19 protein-coding genes are annotated in these 14236 nt (G+C 52.6%); 15 read left to right on the forward strand and 4 right to left on the reverse strand.

The features are described 5' to 3' along the window. Positions 1-30: 30 nt before the first annotated feature. Genes gspG through EUU23_RS00225 form a run of 9 tightly spaced genes read left to right on the forward strand, consistent with a single transcriptional unit; the run spans position 31 to position 5963 of the window. The gene (gene gspG / locus EUU23_RS00185) at positions 31-468 is read left to right on the forward strand and encodes a type II secretion system major pseudopilin GspG (protein WP_160353454.1); all 438 of its coding nucleotides are present in this window, start codon (positions 31-33) and stop codon (positions 466-468) included. Then, on the forward strand, positions 440-934 hold the full coding sequence (locus tag EUU23_RS00190; protein WP_160352138.1) for a GspH/FimT family pseudopilin: 495 nt from the start codon (positions 440-442) through the stop codon (positions 932-934). The genes gspG and EUU23_RS00190 overlap by 29 nt, the downstream gene beginning before the upstream one ends. Further along, positions 921-1307, forward strand: a complete 387-nt coding sequence (gspI, locus tag EUU23_RS00195; RefSeq protein WP_343032661.1) for a type II secretion system minor pseudopilin GspI — start codon at positions 921-923, stop codon at positions 1305-1307. Before EUU23_RS00190 ends, gspI begins: the two co-directional genes overlap by 14 nt. Then, complete coding sequence (gene gspJ / locus EUU23_RS00200) at positions 1304-1948, forward strand: type II secretion system minor pseudopilin GspJ (protein ID WP_160352140.1); 645 nt, start codon at positions 1304-1306, stop codon at positions 1946-1948. The genes gspI and gspJ overlap by 4 nt, the downstream gene beginning before the upstream one ends. Continuing rightward, the gene (gene gspK / locus EUU23_RS00205) at positions 1948-2931 is read left to right on the forward strand and encodes a type II secretion system minor pseudopilin GspK (RefSeq protein WP_160352141.1); all 984 of its coding nucleotides are present in this window, start codon (positions 1948-1950) and stop codon (positions 2929-2931) included. Before gspJ ends, gspK begins: the two co-directional genes overlap by 1 nt. Further along, a complete protein-coding gene (locus EUU23_RS00210) occupies positions 2928-4010 on the forward strand; it encodes a GspL/Epsl periplasmic domain-containing protein (protein WP_160352142.1) in 1083 nt (360 codons plus the stop codon). The genes gspK and EUU23_RS00210 overlap by 4 nt, the downstream gene beginning before the upstream one ends. Further along, the gene (gene gspM, locus EUU23_RS00215) at positions 4007-4486 is read left to right on the forward strand and encodes a type II secretion system protein GspM (protein ID WP_160352143.1); all 480 of its coding nucleotides are present in this window, start codon (positions 4007-4009) and stop codon (positions 4484-4486) included. The genes EUU23_RS00210 and gspM overlap by 4 nt, the downstream gene beginning before the upstream one ends. Beyond that, positions 4483-5181, forward strand: coding sequence for a type II secretion system protein N (locus EUU23_RS00220; RefSeq protein ID WP_160352144.1), 699 nt, complete (start codon positions 4483-4485; stop codon positions 5179-5181). The genes gspM and EUU23_RS00220 overlap by 4 nt, the downstream gene beginning before the upstream one ends. Before the next feature lie 32 nt (positions 5182-5213). Then, positions 5214-5963 carry a prepilin peptidase gene (locus EUU23_RS00225; protein ID WP_160352145.1) on the forward strand — a complete coding sequence of 250 codons (750 nt, stop codon included), beginning with the start codon at positions 5214-5216 and terminating at the stop codon, positions 5961-5963. Between the two features lie 237 nt (positions 5964-6200). On the opposite strand, the gene EUU23_RS00230 is transcribed toward EUU23_RS00225, so the two are convergent. Continuing rightward, positions 6201-7769, reverse strand: a complete 1569-nt coding sequence (locus tag EUU23_RS00230) for a GMC family oxidoreductase N-terminal domain-containing protein (protein WP_160352146.1) — start codon at positions 7767-7769, stop codon at positions 6201-6203. 92 nt (positions 7770-7861) lie between these two features. Then, a complete protein-coding gene (locus tag EUU23_RS00235; protein WP_160352147.1) occupies positions 7862-8449 on the reverse strand; it encodes a TetR/AcrR family transcriptional regulator in 588 nt (195 codons plus the stop codon). Between the two features lie 205 nt (positions 8450-8654). Between EUU23_RS00235 and EUU23_RS00240 the strand changes: the two genes are divergently transcribed. The 4 genes from EUU23_RS00240 to EUU23_RS00260 all read left to right on the forward strand — a co-directional run bounded on the left by EUU23_RS00240 (position 8655) and on the right by EUU23_RS00260 (position 11166). Further along, a complete protein-coding gene (locus EUU23_RS00240) occupies positions 8655-9308 on the forward strand; it encodes a TetR family transcriptional regulator (RefSeq protein ID WP_160352148.1) in 654 nt (217 codons plus the stop codon). 284 nt (positions 9309-9592) lie between these two features. Then, positions 9593-9943: a hypothetical protein gene (locus EUU23_RS00245; RefSeq protein WP_160352149.1), complete on the forward strand. Its 351-nt coding sequence runs from the start codon at positions 9593-9595 to the stop codon at positions 9941-9943. Positions 9944-10198: 255 nt separating this feature from the next. After that, positions 10199-10552, forward strand: coding sequence for a hypothetical protein (locus EUU23_RS00250; RefSeq protein WP_160352150.1), 354 nt, complete (start codon positions 10199-10201; stop codon positions 10550-10552). A gap of 386 nt (positions 10553-10938) precedes the next feature. Then, on the forward strand, positions 10939-11166 hold the full coding sequence (locus EUU23_RS00260; RefSeq protein WP_160352151.1) for a hypothetical protein: 228 nt from the start codon (positions 10939-10941) through the stop codon (positions 11164-11166). Between the two features lie 214 nt (positions 11167-11380). On the opposite strand, the gene EUU23_RS00265 is transcribed toward EUU23_RS00260, so the two are convergent. Further along, complete coding sequence (locus EUU23_RS00265; RefSeq protein ID WP_160352152.1) at positions 11381-11857, reverse strand: hypothetical protein; 477 nt, start codon at positions 11855-11857, stop codon at positions 11381-11383. 146 nt (positions 11858-12003) lie between these two features. Between EUU23_RS00265 and EUU23_RS00270 the strand changes: the two genes are divergently transcribed. Both EUU23_RS00270 and EUU23_RS00275 read left to right on the forward strand, forming a co-directional pair. Continuing rightward, positions 12004-12615, forward strand: a complete 612-nt coding sequence (locus tag EUU23_RS00270) for a TetR/AcrR family transcriptional regulator (RefSeq protein WP_218939471.1) — start codon at positions 12004-12006, stop codon at positions 12613-12615. Beyond that, positions 12612-13136, forward strand: a complete 525-nt coding sequence (locus EUU23_RS00275) for a DUF2867 domain-containing protein (RefSeq protein WP_160352154.1) — start codon at positions 12612-12614, stop codon at positions 13134-13136. The genes EUU23_RS00270 and EUU23_RS00275 overlap by 4 nt, the downstream gene beginning before the upstream one ends. Positions 13137-13392: 256 nt before the next feature. Here the strand turns inward: EUU23_RS00275 and EUU23_RS00280 are convergent, their stop codons facing one another. Continuing rightward, positions 13393-14184 (reverse strand): hypothetical protein, encoded by a 792-nt coding sequence (locus EUU23_RS00280; protein WP_160352155.1) that lies wholly within the window; start codon positions 14182-14184, stop codon positions 13393-13395. Positions 14185-14236: the final 52 nt, after the last annotated feature.

Raw genomic sequence — 14236 nt, forward strand, 5'->3', positions numbered from 1 at the left:
TTTTTCAATCACCGATCCATCGCACTACCGATGGCATCAACCGTCGCGCCAAAACCCTCTGATGTGGAAAACCGCAACGGTTTCACCCTCGTCGAAATGATGGTCACGCTTTTCATTCTCGCGCTATTGACCACGATTGTGGCAATCAATGTCCTTCCCAACCAGGATAAGGCGATGGTGCAAAAGGCAAAGGCGGACATTGCCGTACTGGGCCAGGCGCTGGAAACTTACCGGCTGGATAATCTGCGCTATCCTGATGCGGGCATTGGTTTGCAAGCGCTGGTTTCTCCGCCATCAGCAGGCAGTGTCCGCACGCAAGGCTATATCAAAAAGCTGCCCAACGACCCGTGGAACCGACCCTATCAATATAGTAATCCCGGCCGGAACGGCGCGTTTGATATATATTCGCTTGGGGCCGACGGCGCACCGGGCGGCGAGAATGAAAATGCGGATATTTACGGCGAATAAGCTGCCTCATTTCCAAATCATTCGGGAAACAGAGCGCGGTTTCACTTTGGTGGAATTGATGGTGGTTATCTTCATCATCGGCCTTGCCAGTGCCGCTGTCGTAATGACATCGCGCGCGTCCGGTGGCGGTGCGCGGGATGAAGCGGAGCAACTTGCCGCCCGGATCGCCGCGTTGCGTGACAATGCGATTCTGCAATCACGCACCATGGCTGTCTGGGTCCGGCCTTCCGGTTATGGTTTTGAAACCCGTTCAGCCGGTGTGTGGGCACCAATTGCGACGGCACCGTTCACCATGGTTGATTGGCAACGCGGCACAACGGTGCGGCTCCACGGCGATCGGCAACTTAGGGTGGCATTTGATAGCACCGGCTTGCCCTCTAGCGCCGTCGGCATTGATGTTGTGCGGGGCGACGCAGTTGTGACAGTCAATCTCGCTGCGACAGGAGATGTACGTGTCGCCCGTTAAAAGCACTTTGTCCCGCAATGGCTTTACCTTGCTCGAAATCATGGTCGCACTGGCCATTTTTAGCCTGGCGGCGCTGGCGATGGTGCGGTTGCAGGGATATTCCGTCCGCTCCACCGCCAATCTGGGCGACAGCAGCATGGCGTGGCAAGTCGCGCGGAATGTTGCTGTGGAAATATTGTCCAATCCGGTATCCCCGACCTTGGGCGAAACAGGCGGGGAGGAATTGAACGGCGGTCAAAATTGGCGCTGGACCGCAACCGCAAGCAAAACCGACGATGCCCGCCTTGTACGTATAGAAATCAACGTCGTTGGCACCGGACTTGCCGCGTCGCGCAAGGCGCGACTGTCCATTGCCCGGCCCGTAGCGCAATGAATTCGGCGCGCCATCCGGAGGCGGGCTTTACCCTTGTCGAGCTCCTTGTAGCGCTGGCCATTTTTGCGTTAATCTCGGTCGCCGGGGTCATATTACTCCGTTCGGGCAGTGATACGCAAATTGCGGTCAAGGGTAGACTGGAAGAATTGTCGCGTAGCAACAGACTGTACAACAGCATCGAAGCCGACCTAGCCCAAGCCATTGCGCGGCCGGTGCGCGACACGTCCGGTTTGCCCGTCCCTGCTTTCACGCAAACAGCGGCGTCAACGCCCGAAGCCTTGTTCGGATTTGTCCGCGCAGGCTGGTCCAATTTCGATGAATCGCCGCGCGCCGGATTGCAGCGCGTTACCTATGTCTTGCAAAATGGCATGTTGAAACGGGTAAGCTGGCCGATGCTCGATGGGGCAGCACCGATGGACGCGGCGACGTTGGTTGAGAATGTCAAATCGGCTGAAATCCGTTTCCGCGACGATCGGGGCGAATGGCGCAGTGACTGGTCAGCAAATGACCCGGACGCACTGCCCCGCGCCGTCGAATTACGGCTGACTCTGGTGGCAAAACCGGAACAGCGGATGCTATTCCTGGTTGGATCGCAGACGCGGCCCATACCGAAATCTGTGGATGAAGAGGCTGCCGGTTGATGTGTCACCGATCATCTGAACGCGGGGCGGCGCTGTTGTCGGTTTTGCTGATGGTGGCGGTGCTTGCGGTGATCGCGGCAACGACACTTGACCGGTTGGCGCTTTCGACCAAATTGTCGGGCAATGGCAATGCGCTCTCTCAGGCTCGGATGTTCAGTTACGCCGCCGAAAGCATAGCCAGTGCGCGCATTGAGGATCTGATTGCACGTGACGCGGCGCAAACGACATTGGCGGGTAACTGGATGGGTCGGCAACAGGCCTTGCCCATACCCGTCGGCACCGCCATGGCGCGGGTGAAAGATGGTGGTAATTGTTTCAATCTGAACAGCCTGGTGACCGACAGCCAAGGCAGATATCTCGCGAGTGCAACGGGTCAGGAGCAATTTGTTTCGTTGATGGTCGTATTGGGCATCAACGAAAATGTAGCGCGCCCCATTGCCGCAGCGTCCGCAGACTGGGCCGACAGTGACACGACAATTTTGGCAAATGGGGCGGAAGATGATTCCTATCAGACAACCGCTACGCCCTATCTGGCCGCCAATCGGCTTTTCGCCCATCCCAGCGAATTGCGCGCGGTCAAGGGTGTTACTCCGGCCATTTATGCAAAGCTGCGCGGATGGATTTGCGCGCTGCCAGAAGCGACGCTATCGCCCTTGAATGTCAATACGTTGCTTCCCGAACAGGCACCATTGCTGGTCATGCTATTCCCCGTGGGCAGGCTCAGTCCCGTGACCGCGCGGAGCTATCTCGCCAAGCGGCCATCGAATGGCTATGGCAGCCTCATTCGATTCTGGGAGGCACCCGAATTGGCGGCGTTGGAGCCGACACTTCCGGTGCGGGGGCAGGTAAAACTGACGAGCAAATATTTCCTTTTGGACACTCAAGTGTCGTTGGACGAACTGGTACTCGAAGGCGAATCAATGATCGTTGGCAGCCCGGCGCCAGCGCATGTCATCTGGCGCAGTTGGGGGGAACAGGAATGAACCTCCTCATCACTCGCTTCCCCATGTCCGAATCGGATTTCCCGAAAATCTGGCGTGTTGCGGATGGCAAATGGATTGATTGCGGACCGCTCGACCAATTTCGACCGGAAGTTGAAGACGATAGGGTGATGGCAATTGTCGCACCCGCTCCGGCTTTTTGTTCATGGCTTTCCCTGCCCGACCTCGAACCGCGTCAAGCGGAAGGGGTGGCAAAATTGCGGGTTACCAATCAGGCCCTTGGGCCAGTGCATGTGGTAGCCAAACATTATGAAACCGACATATTGTGCGCCGCAATCTCGCCAGATGCGATGAATTGCGGGATCGATCATCTCACAAAATACGGACTTGATCCTGATATCATCATCCCTTTTGGATTAGCGATTGAAGATACTGCCAAACATGTGGTGCGGGCCGAATTTGATGGCATGACGGTGTTGCGCGGAACAGGCTTTGCGACCCCTGACGAGCCGATATTTCGCGCCTTGATTGCTGGTGATAATCCGGTTGTTGATATCGATGCGGATCTGCTGCGCGGGATGCTGCTGGACATGGGCCAAGCGCCACTGCTCAATCTGCGGGCAGGAACCTTCGCCAAAAAGGCGCGGACGATATGGGTAACAGACCGGCAACGCGCATGGATTGCCCGCCTGACAGGTGCATTGCTGGCGGCCACGATCCTGCTGTCGCTTGTGACTTTGGCCAAATATTGGACAGCAACCTCGGCGGAAAATGACCGGGCATTAGCTGCGGCGCGTAAAATTGATCCGTCGATCCAGGATATCGCGCAGGCCGAAATGCAATTGGATCGTAAATTGCAGCAAAAGGGGTATTCCAAGGGCCGGTTTGGCGCATTGTCTGCAGGGTTGTGGCGTGCTGTGCAGTCAACGCCCAATGTAACGGCTCGGGAAATGCGTTATGGCAATGACGGTATTTTGATAGCCGTACTCGCAGCGCCCGATGCAAACAGCCTGAACAAGGCGTTGGTTGCAATTCAACAGGACGGATTTCGTGTCACTGCAACACCGCGACAGGATAACAGCGGTGCAACGCTTGTCGATCTGACCGTGAGGATGCCATGATGTCCGCCTTGCAAAACTGGTTCGAAGAATTGAGCGTTCGTGAACGGTGGATGGTGGGTGTCGCGGCCCTATTAGCCATATTGGCGGTGCTGATATTTGCAATCATCCTGCCAGGCATGGCGGCGATTGATCGCGCGCAATCGGCACTTGACGAGGCAGTTCAGCGTCGTGGCCGGATTGAAGCCACAGTTGCATCCGCGCTAGCGCAACGGCCGTCCGGTGCACCGTCCAATGCTGCCAATATTGATATGATTGTCACCCAGGGCGCGGCCGAAAAAGGGTTTGATCTGATCCAGTCAACCAATGCTGCGCCGGGCCAAATGGCGTTTCGAATGGATCAAGCGCGTGCTCCGGCGTTGTTGGCATGGTTTAACGATTTGGAAATGCAGGGTATCCTTGTCAACAAGCTGACATTACGCGGTAACGCCAACGGCGGGGTCACTGTCGAGGCGGAATTGCAACAGGTGGCGCGGTGACCCGCCGCCGGATCATAATCGTCTGGGTCATGCTGTTCCTTGTAGCGGCGCTGATTTTCATGCCCTTGCGTCTGATTATCGGTGGCCAAGGCGTCTCTGCCCGAAAAGTAGAGGGCATTATATGGGACGGATCAATTCGCGATTTACGTGTCGGGCAATTGCGCGTCGGTGACGTGAATGCGCGTTTGCACGCCCTGCCGCTTTTGCTCGGTCGCGCCAAAGTGTCGCTGTCGCGCGGCGATGCCCCTTTCGCACCCGGCATATATGGTTCATTTACCCGGGGCTTTGGCGGATTATCGGTCGATGTCCTTAAAGCGAGCCTGCCGGTCAACGCGATTTTTGCACCTTTGCCTGCCGAGACTTTGGAGGTGCAGGATTTTTCAGTTCGCTTTGCAGGGGATCGCTGTGTCGAGGCGAGTGGAACGGTAAGGCTTTCATTGGGCAATATGATTCCCGGTCTGGACCTGTCAAATGGGTTGCTGGGCAAGCCGCGCTGTGACCGGGGGCAGTTGCTGCTTGTGTTGACCAGCCAGTCTGCGATGGAACATTTTAACATCAGACTGTCCGCAGATGGCGACTATACAGCCACAGTCTTTCTTGAAGGAGAGCGGGAAGATCAAAAGGCTGTGCTGTATATGGCTGGATTTCGCACCGTTGCGAATGGGTATCAGATGGTCAGGAAAGGCCGGTTCTGAGCGTCTTTTTTGAAAGCATAAGCGGTGCGTTAATGGCGTTGCCGCTCTGGATGCTCACCATTTGGCTTGCGCTACTGGGGGCGGTTTGGGGCAGTTTTACATCTGCACTGTGCAGTCGATGGCCAAGGGGCGAAAGCATCATAACCGGCCGTTCGCATTGTGACCGCTGCGGAACGCAAATCGCGGCTTATGATCTGATTCCGGTTATTTCTTTTCTTGTGCTGAGAGGTAAGTGCCGGACATGTCGTCAAAAAATCGGACTTTCGCCAATTGCGACCGAATTGCTTGCGATTGTAATCGCAATTCTGCCTTTGGCGATGTTGCCGCAGGACGAAGCGGTCGGGTTGGCAATTTTTGCCTGGATTTTGTTGCCGCTGATTTTGCTGGATCACCGCCATTTGTGGTTGCCGGACCGGCTGATAATGGTGCTCGCTGTGGTAGGCTTTCTGCTGGGTCCGTTGCTCAATCCCGACGTGACTCTGATAGATCGCGCTATCGGTCTATTAGCTGGCTTTTTAAGCCTTGAGGCGATCCGCCATTTTTACAAAAGATTTCGAAACATAGATGGAATGGGGGCAGGCGATCCCAAATTATTCGGTGCATTGGGAATGTGGCTCGGCTGGCAAGCGCTGCCGATTACCCTTTTCACCGCGAGCGCCGTGGGCCTGTTGCTTATCTTGTTCAGCCATAGATCAAAAAATCTGGAGCAGGCCGCTTTCCCATTGGGCAGCTATCTGGGCATTGGCGCCTATATCACCGCACTCGCCCCCTACCAATTTTGATCGATTCAAATCCGCGCCCTTTTGTCCTTCATGTGCGGGTTAGGGTCACTTAGCGCCGAAAAAATTTTGGCCCGTCCGTCAAAAAACAACTGGGGAGCTGCGACGAACGGGCCTTGGGACCGTCTTGGGCAGAAACCAAATGGGAAGTTTCGCTTCGACGGTACCAATTCGGAAATATGATGTTCAATAGCGGCGCTGAAACATTTGTTTTTGCACGCAGCGTTCAATTGATGATTCTTACGCTCCTTTTGCGATGAATTCGGCGGCCCGTGAGGCGATCATAGCGACCGCGGCATTGGGGTGTCCGCGAACAAGCTGCGGCATCACAGACGCATCGGCAATCCAGAGCCGATCCAGTCCGTGCACTTTCAGCCTGGGTGAAACAACCCCGTCCCCTGAGCTGCCGATCCGACATGTTCCCGCAGGGTGATAGACTGTCTGCAAATTTCGGCAGATTTCAGTAAACAGAGCATCATAGTCTTTGACGTCGGTGCCCGGCAGATGTTCCCGCGAAATATGCGGACTTAGAGAAGGTTGTTGAGCAATCTTCCGGGCGAGAAGGACCGCAGCCAGCATCGCTTTGCGATCCTGGCCATCTTTATCGGTAAAGAATCCGAAATCGATCTTCGGAGGAACCTGACCGTGACGTGTCGTCAGTGAAACCGAACCGCGCGAATGTGGTGCGACGATTGCGGCGCCAATGGAAAAGCCGTGAATTGCGGGTGGCTGCAATGCCTGTTCGCGCCATTCAAAGGGTGCAAATATCAATTCGATGTCTGGTGCTGTCAATTTGGGAGATGACCGCGCAAAGGCAATCGCCTCTGCCGCATTAGACGCAAGCGGCCCAGATTTTTTTAAAATATAGCGTAACAGATTGGTCAGCGACTCGGCCGATTTATAGGTATCGGAATGCGTGGTCTGGAAAACCATGGGCATCATTGGATGGTCTTGCAAATGCTGCCCTACATGCGGCGAGTCGCGATAGGTTTCGATACCCAGCGCCTGGAGACTTGCCCCGCTGCCAATACCTGACCGCATCAGCAAAGTCGGCGTTTCAATAGCCCCCGCTGTCAGAACAACGCCCGCCTTGGCCCGCGCAGCGGTTCTTCCCTGTGGGCCATCCATCATCACGCCGACGGCGGACCCGTTTTCGGTGATCAGGTTGCTGACGGTCATGCCGGTCAAGGTCACCAGATTGCGCCGTTTCATGGCCGGCTTCAAATGGCTGTCATAAACGCTGTATCGTTTGCCATTTCGTATGTTGGTATGCGCGATCCACGCACCTTCATAAGCGCCGCCATTATAGGAATCGCCGGAATGGCCGATCACCGACCGTGCGGCATCGACAAAGTCCGATGATGCGGGATGGGCATGGCTATTCGGCGCGCATTCCAGCTTTTCTTCCATCTTTGCAAAAATGGAGGATACACTGTCCCATCCCCATCCAGTTGCGCCGGATTCAGTCCACGCTGCAAAATCATCGGGATGACCCCATTGATGGATCATCGCATTGATATTTGCACTTCCGCCCAGCATTTTTCCGCGCGGCACGTAAATTTGCCGCTTCAGAGCGCCACATTGAGGCGCGCTTTCATAATTCCAAGCGTTACCGCCCTTGAACAGTTTCGCAAAGCCTGCGGGTATCTTTATGAATGGATTTCGCGGTTTTCTACCGGCCTCAACCAACAGAACCTGATTCCTGCCATTGGCAGACAGCCGGTCCGCCAGCACGCAGCCAGCCGTTCCCGCCCCGACAATGATGTAATCAACAACCACAAAATGCTCCATCAAACCGATGGTCAGCACATCACGATCTGCAAATTACCAAAAGCCGATTCGGTGCTCACCCAGATTGGTATTATACATAGTGATACTTTTTTTGTAAATATCCTTTCACCCTAATGCGACGCGATCCATTGATCCAATATGGATCTGATTGCGTCGATAATGTCGTCTTCTGCGACAAAGGGGTCCTTTCGCGCCAGGGCAAAGCAGGCTTCATTCAACAAACCCAGCAAGGTGAGCGCCGTTGCCCGCAATCGGGATTGCGAAACCGGTAAATTGCCCAGCAGGAGTTGTAGTGCAGGTTCAATAGATTGCAGCGCGATCCCGGTATCGATTTCCTTCCACTGTAAATGCCCCAAAATACCGGGTGCATCGATGAGAACGATCCGTAGATATTCCGGTTCCTGCGACAGACGCAAGGACGCCCTTGCACCGGCCAGAACGCGCAACATACCGTCGGTTTCGACGATCGCTGTTTTAAAAACCGCATTGTCGAACTCGATCTGAATTTGCTGCACTACTTCGGCAAACAGTTCCTGTTTGCCTTTGAAATGATGAAAAAATGCCCCCTCGGTAACACCCGCACAGCGCGCTATTTCCTGCGTTGGAGAATGCGTATAGCCCTTCTCCGAAAAAAGCATCCGTGCCGCCCTGACAATGTTTCCCCGAGTAATGGCTGCATCAGCGGCACTCCGCTTCATAGCCAACCTCCTTCTCTCTCCAAAGAGAGCATATTCATAGTAATGCTATGTAGTCAATCGAAGTTTTTCCCAAAATGGAGTGATCTCTTAAAGTATAAGAATAATGAATTTTACCATACGCCACGAGCTGCCATCGCAAAAAACCCTGCATTTGCTTCTTTTTTGGCAGTTTTCCGCGGATCAATGCCGTTTCCTATAGATTGAAGTGGTTCAAGTTGAGCTTGACCGCAATGCAACACTATTATTAAGAGCAGCTATGGGGAAAAAAAGTGCTGCGGAGGCAGAAAAAACTCGAAAACTTATAGTGTCGACTGCCAGGTCCTTGTTCGCTGAACATGGGTTTGCAGGCGCTACGACCAGTCGTATTGCGAAAACGGCCGGATTGACCGAGGGAGCTTTTTTCCATCACTTCAAAGATAAAAAGGCATTATTTGCCGAAGTGGTGAAAATCTTGCAGCGCGAATTCGCCTATGAAGTTGTGATTCGGGGCAGCGCCGGTAAAAATGCCCTGGAACGCTTTATCCTGGGGGCCCGCGCCTCCATTGAACTTTCCCAAAAGCATGAATATCTGCGGCTGGTTCTGATCGAAGCGCCAACGATTTTAGGCGGCAGCAACTGGCGCGAAATCGATGCGATTACGTCGCTATCCGTGATCGAGCCTGCTCTTGCAGCAATTGCAAAGCGCGAAGACATTGAAATCCGCCAAATTAGGCCGATGGCGCTGTTGACATTGGGGTTACTCAACGAAACGGCATTCGCACTTGTTCGCAGTGACGGCACCATCACTGTTGATGATGTGATCGACGTCCTTGAAATGTCCATTAACGACTGGCTGAAACGAATACAGAAGTCAAAATAGCTTCTGGTTTTTTCGCTGCCGGCCAGTTTCATTCTATCGCACATAGTCCTGCGCGATCACCTTTTCTGCAAGACCATCTGACCGCCGCAACATCGAAAGCTGTTATATGTTCATCGGCGCTCTTGATTTTCATCGCGTCTTTGCATTCCATCTCCCAGATCCCAGATTGCAGACTGAATTTTCGGCCCCATAAAAGGCGCCAGACCAATCCATACACATGTGTATTGACAAGTCTCCCGCATTTCTACATCACATGACAATACACATGTGTATGGAGTGCTGATATGGATCATTTTCTAATGCAAGCGGGCGGCGCGGTCGGCGCGGCTACTGGTGTTATTCACGGCTATCTGGGTGAAAAAAAGCTCTTCGCTCTTGCGAAAATTGAGCCACCTTATGCCAGACAGATGGCCAGACTAGGCTGGCAGTGCGGTGCCGTCGCTTGGGTCGCAATGGGTGTTTTGCTTGTTTTTGCCGCTGGTTTTCAATCCCCTGACGCCCGACGGGCCGTCATTGCGGCGTCTGTTATTGTGTATCTGACCGGGGCTGTCGGCAACGCGATGGCAACGAAAGGCAGGCATTTCGGTTGGGCCATTCTGGCGCTCACAATTGGGTTGGTACAGACAGGCTGGTGACACAAATGCGGGAACAGCGCAGTTCCGGCACCCGGTTGTATGACGTTCCCCGGGCGGTCGACCAGACAGATTCTGGCTCCATTTTCGAAAAGCGATTGGATCGAAATTGGTCATTCCCGCTATTCCAAATTGGATTTTCAGCCGGAGTTTGTTCAGATCAACCGTGGTGTTGGTTTCGTCTATCTAAGACCCGAGCCGCTCGATTCCCGTGAAGTGATCGGGAAAGCCGATGAAAATTTTATAAGGGTATAGTCCATGAGCGCTTACTATTTTTACGCGGGCATTTTGCTGATGGCTCTCGCGCTGGCCCACAGCATCATTGGTGAACTTCTGATATTTCGTCACTTGGCCAAAGGCACACAAAAGCACGAAGCGTCGCTTTCGCTCTTCGAACAGCGGCGTTGGTACGCAATTCGGAGCAGTTGGCATGTAGTCACATTGCTGGCATGCGGGATCGGGTTTGTTTTGATAGATATCACGCGGCCTGTCGCGGTCATCACCTGGACTATCGGCATCACGACAATCTTCTGGTTCATGGGAACACGTGGTCGGCACCCTGCATGGATTGTCTTGTCGCTCGTTCTTGGGCTATTGGTTGTCGGCGGCTAAACGGCGCCCCCAAAGTGAAGGGAAATCGGCCATCTGTCGTGCCGTAACATTTGGGTAATTCCCTTATGTGCGATGGAATGTTTTGGGCATTTCCTTTTGATGGATCGATGCGGGATCCCATATTCAGGTCTCGACCCTAGTCCTCAATTATCTCTCGAATTTCTACGGTGCCGCCTGCATCAAATGTGGGGTTTCCTTCCAAAAGGTTTCGGGCTTCTGCCAAATTCTCTGCAACAATGCGAATGAACCCGTTAATGTGTTCGTCAGCCGGTGCTGCGATATGTCCATTGCGATATGCCTGCCCGCATCCAATCGAACTGCCCCCGCGAAACTGCCCTGTGCCATTTAGGCCGTGAACTCATAAATATCGTCGTCGAGGCGTCAAAATGGCGAAGATATCGGGCCAAAATGCGCGCCGTCAGGCAGTTATTCTGCCTGCAAGCGTATTTTGGTTCGAGATCAAAGCCATTTTGACGTCCGAAGGATTTGACCCATTTTGCCCATCGCTGCGTCAGAAAGCCTTGAGATATATCTATATCCCTGCGGCTTCCTTCCTTGCCCTGTGCAAAATGGCCTCAAACCTCGACGACGATATTTATGAGTTCACGGCCTAATCTTTCGATGTAGATTTCCCAATCAGCATAATTTTCGTCCGTGACCGTGTCTGAATGCATCAAAAACATGTACTCTGGCATATTCTATGTCCTCCAAATTGTAACTCGAACCGAAGGTGTTCGATGCGTTCACGGCCCGACAATTCATATGCTTTCAATTGGATCAACGCGAATTTCCGTTTGTATCGACCAAAGTGCCGAGTTTCAGAGTTTTTCACGAGGGCAGCTTTACGTCATAAAGCACACCGCTCAAACCCATGACGACGAGAATTCCGATGATCAGCCCGGTTCCCGAGCATAACATGATCCAGCGCAATTGTGCTGTGTGATTGTCAGAATAGAAACGCCAGCTGATGGCACAGCCAATATGGGTAAATAACGCCAGAAATGAACCGGTGTAATAGGGTATGAAGAACAACGCTCCATTGGGTGTGTGTAGGCCCGCTGCCGCAAAATTGAAGTTGGTGTCGATACCGAGATAAGTCCTGGCAAAAAGAACAGAACACACATGGATTATCAAAAACAGCGCAAGATAAGCGCCAGAAATAATCTGTAACCAGGCAATGATACCGTCATTGTTGCGCCAGCGGTGCACCAACAGGCGAAACCCTGACAGCATTTGCCAGACCAGCAAAGATAGCAGGCCCGCTTCGATCACGATTGCCCGATATACAGGCCTGATAATTTTCATGAATTGAATGTGATTTTGCTGCCCGGTTAACCCCACTAAATGGTTCGCGACATGCAAGATAAGGAAGATGCCGACAATTAAAGCTGAAACGCGGTGTGCAGTTTTTAACATCAGTTTAACTACCTCAGGGTCGCAGGGATTTCAGCATGGGTGCAATTACATACACATATGTATGGTTGGGCTATTGCCAAAGATTCAAAGTTCAGTCAATACACTTCTGTATGGAAACTGACCGCAAAAATAGAACCGTCTGGACAGACCAGGGACTTCGAGCGTTGGAAGCTCTTGGGCATAATGCTCTTAAGGCGCAGCCTTTGGCGCACGCTCTTGGCGTAAGCCGCGGCAGTTTTTACTGGCATTTTGAAGACCTCAGCGATTTTCATTCCGCGCTTTTGGTGCGTTGGCGTGAACGCATGTTTGACCAGATAGTCCAAGACGTCACCCGACCAGGACACAATCCTATACGCCGGCTATTAGAGCGCGTGCTGTCGGAGCCTTCACGACTTGAAATTGCCGTAAGATCATGGGCACTTGTAAATTCGCAAGCCGCGCAAATGGTCGAAGACGTTGATAAGCGGCGCGTGGATTTCATCAAGGACCTGCTTTGCAAGGCTGGCTGCCCGCCGGAACTGGCAGTTACGCGCGCTCAATTGTTCAATTGGGCGTATCTAGGGTTCGCCTTGAGCAATCGCCGTCTCGACCCCGAGACACGGAACAATATTGTCGAGGATTTAATGAGGTTTGGAAACAAGAAATGACTTTGGTAAGTTCGACCGTCATACCTTCGCAAAGCTTGCTTGACGCAAAGTTGGTTGATTCCGCATATTTTTCGGATTCATACAAAATCCCACTTAACGATAAGTCGATGTCCATGCCGAATATCTTCTTTGGGATATTTGGTCATTCCCCGCTATGGTTGAAGGCCATGTTACTGCTTAGAAATCGTACCGCAGCCCGTTTCGGACTGGACGTACCGGATGCGTCGCTCATTTTACGGCCGGAGCAGAAAACCCATTATGTTGTCGGCGACACCATTGGGCCATGGCCGATATTTGAATTGCAGGAAAATGAGTTGATCGTCGGGCGCAACAATTCCCACCTTGATTTTCGACTATCGATACTCAAGGCACCGTCCGGACATGGTCATCATGTTACCGTGTCGACGATATGCAATGTTCACAATATTTATGGGAAACTATATTTGGGCGTTATCGCGCCGATTCATAAAAGTGGCGTAAAGCGATTGCTGGCCAATGCCGTTCTATCCCGACGTATTTAGCGATCATTGCATTGCAGCGCCGGAAGAAAGTGACCAGCAAAAATTATGCTTTGGAGGGCAACAAAGGACGCATCTAACAAGCGTGCCCGGCAATTTCATATATTAACGTGCAACAAGGAATGGCCGCCGCGCACCATAATCCAAGCCTCCTCTGCCTCGAAATCTTCTATATGTTTTTCAGATCTTTGGTTACTCTGTTTGCGTGTTTTATTCCCATATGGCCGGCGCAAAACCGGGACAAGTCCCATTCACGTCTCTAAAATTTGAAACGCAGCGTTCCGCCGACATTCACATCGTTGCCCCAAGGGCCCTTATACCGACCCGCATATACTGCTATGCGTTTTTTGTGGCTGATATCCTTGTTAAACTCAAATGAAAGAGATTGCTCTTTTGGAAGATAATATTCGCGCTTTCCGGTTTTAACAAAATCCATTCTCAGGTTTTGTGATTTTCCAATAGGCAAGTTCCAACCGCCATATACTTCATTGACATCCCGACCAGTTGACCATTGTGTTTTGAGATTGAACTTACGAGCGGCACCTGCCCAGATACTCCCATGCTTCGTTTCGGCGCGCACTCCTAAATCTGCCATAAATTCGGTTCGACCCCTGCCAAGCCTTGCATATATGTTTCCTGTCGGAAGCTCGGCTCGCGCCAACGTATCGATAAAAAAGCTTTTTGTGACAGTGAAGCTCCTTCGCACCGACACACGAACGTCCGTCACACGTGACGGACGGGATGTTGCAACGGATTTCATCGAACCGGGTATCGCTTCAACATTCGAAGACTGAACAATGGGCGGCCGCGCTTCTCGAACAATCGAAGTATCAAGTTCCAGTTCAAATCCTGCGAGTTCGGCGTTCAAAAAAACAGGCGAAAATGACAGGCCATCTATAATTCTTTCGTCGTCCTCGATTGGAGGAATGTATTTGAGGTTTTCTGAATTTTCCGCATGTGCAATTGCGCTATGCGATGCTGCAATGGTCGCGCACATCGCAAAGAGCGACTTGAAAGGGAGTTTCCCCTTGGGAGTTTCAGCAGTAAGCATATCAGCCCCGGTCAGCCAGAGGTCGATAGCGCCGACCTTTTTTTGATCGGCG

Origin of the sequence: Sphingorhabdus profundilacus (assembly GCF_009769755.1) — a bacterium.
GTDB classification, from domain to species: domain Bacteria; phylum Pseudomonadota; class Alphaproteobacteria; order Sphingomonadales; family Sphingomonadaceae; genus Sphingorhabdus_B; species Sphingorhabdus_B profundilacus.

What these genes read in the sequence shown, in the direction of transcription:
- gspG (WP_160353454.1), top strand. Translation starts at nt 31, where the DNA reads ATGGCATCAACCGTCGCGCCAAAACCCTCTGATGTGGAAAACCGCAAC.
- EUU23_RS00190 (WP_160352138.1), top strand. Translation starts at nt 440, where the DNA reads ATGAAAATGCGGATATTTACGGCGAATAAGCTGCCTCATTTCCAAATC.
- gspJ (WP_160352140.1), top strand. Translation starts at nt 1,304, where the DNA reads ATGAATTCGGCGCGCCATCCGGAGGCGGGCTTTACCCTTGTCGAGCTC.
- gspK (WP_160352141.1), top strand. Translation starts at nt 1,948, where the DNA reads ATGTGTCACCGATCATCTGAACGCGGGGCGGCGCTGTTGTCGGTTTTG.
- EUU23_RS00210 (WP_160352142.1), top strand. Translation starts at nt 2,928, where the DNA reads ATGAACCTCCTCATCACTCGCTTCCCCATGTCCGAATCGGATTTCCCG.
- gspM (WP_160352143.1), top strand. Translation starts at nt 4,007, where the DNA reads ATGATGTCCGCCTTGCAAAACTGGTTCGAAGAATTGAGCGTTCGTGAA.
- EUU23_RS00225 (WP_160352145.1), top strand. Translation starts at nt 5,214, where the DNA reads ATGGCGTTGCCGCTCTGGATGCTCACCATTTGGCTTGCGCTACTGGGG.
- EUU23_RS00235 (WP_160352147.1), bottom strand. Translation starts at nt 8,449, where the DNA reads ATGAAGCGGAGTGCCGCTGATGCAGCCATTACTCGGGGAAACATTGTC.
- EUU23_RS00245 (WP_160352149.1), top strand. Translation starts at nt 9,593, where the DNA reads ATGGATCATTTTCTAATGCAAGCGGGCGGCGCGGTCGGCGCGGCTACT.
- EUU23_RS00250 (WP_160352150.1), top strand. Translation starts at nt 10,199, where the DNA reads ATGAGCGCTTACTATTTTTACGCGGGCATTTTGCTGATGGCTCTCGCG.
- EUU23_RS00260 (WP_160352151.1), top strand. Translation starts at nt 10,939, where the DNA reads ATGGCGAAGATATCGGGCCAAAATGCGCGCCGTCAGGCAGTTATTCTG.
- EUU23_RS00265 (WP_160352152.1), bottom strand. Translation starts at nt 11,857, where the DNA reads ATGAAAATTATCAGGCCTGTATATCGGGCAATCGTGATCGAAGCGGGC.
- EUU23_RS00270 (WP_218939471.1), top strand. Translation starts at nt 12,004, where the DNA reads ATGGGTGCAATTACATACACATATGTATGGTTGGGCTATTGCCAAAGA.
- EUU23_RS00275 (WP_160352154.1), top strand. Translation starts at nt 12,612, where the DNA reads ATGACTTTGGTAAGTTCGACCGTCATACCTTCGCAAAGCTTGCTTGAC.
- EUU23_RS00280 (WP_160352155.1), bottom strand. Translation starts at nt 14,184, where the DNA reads ATGCTTACTGCTGAAACTCCCAAGGGGAAACTCCCTTTCAAGTCGCTC.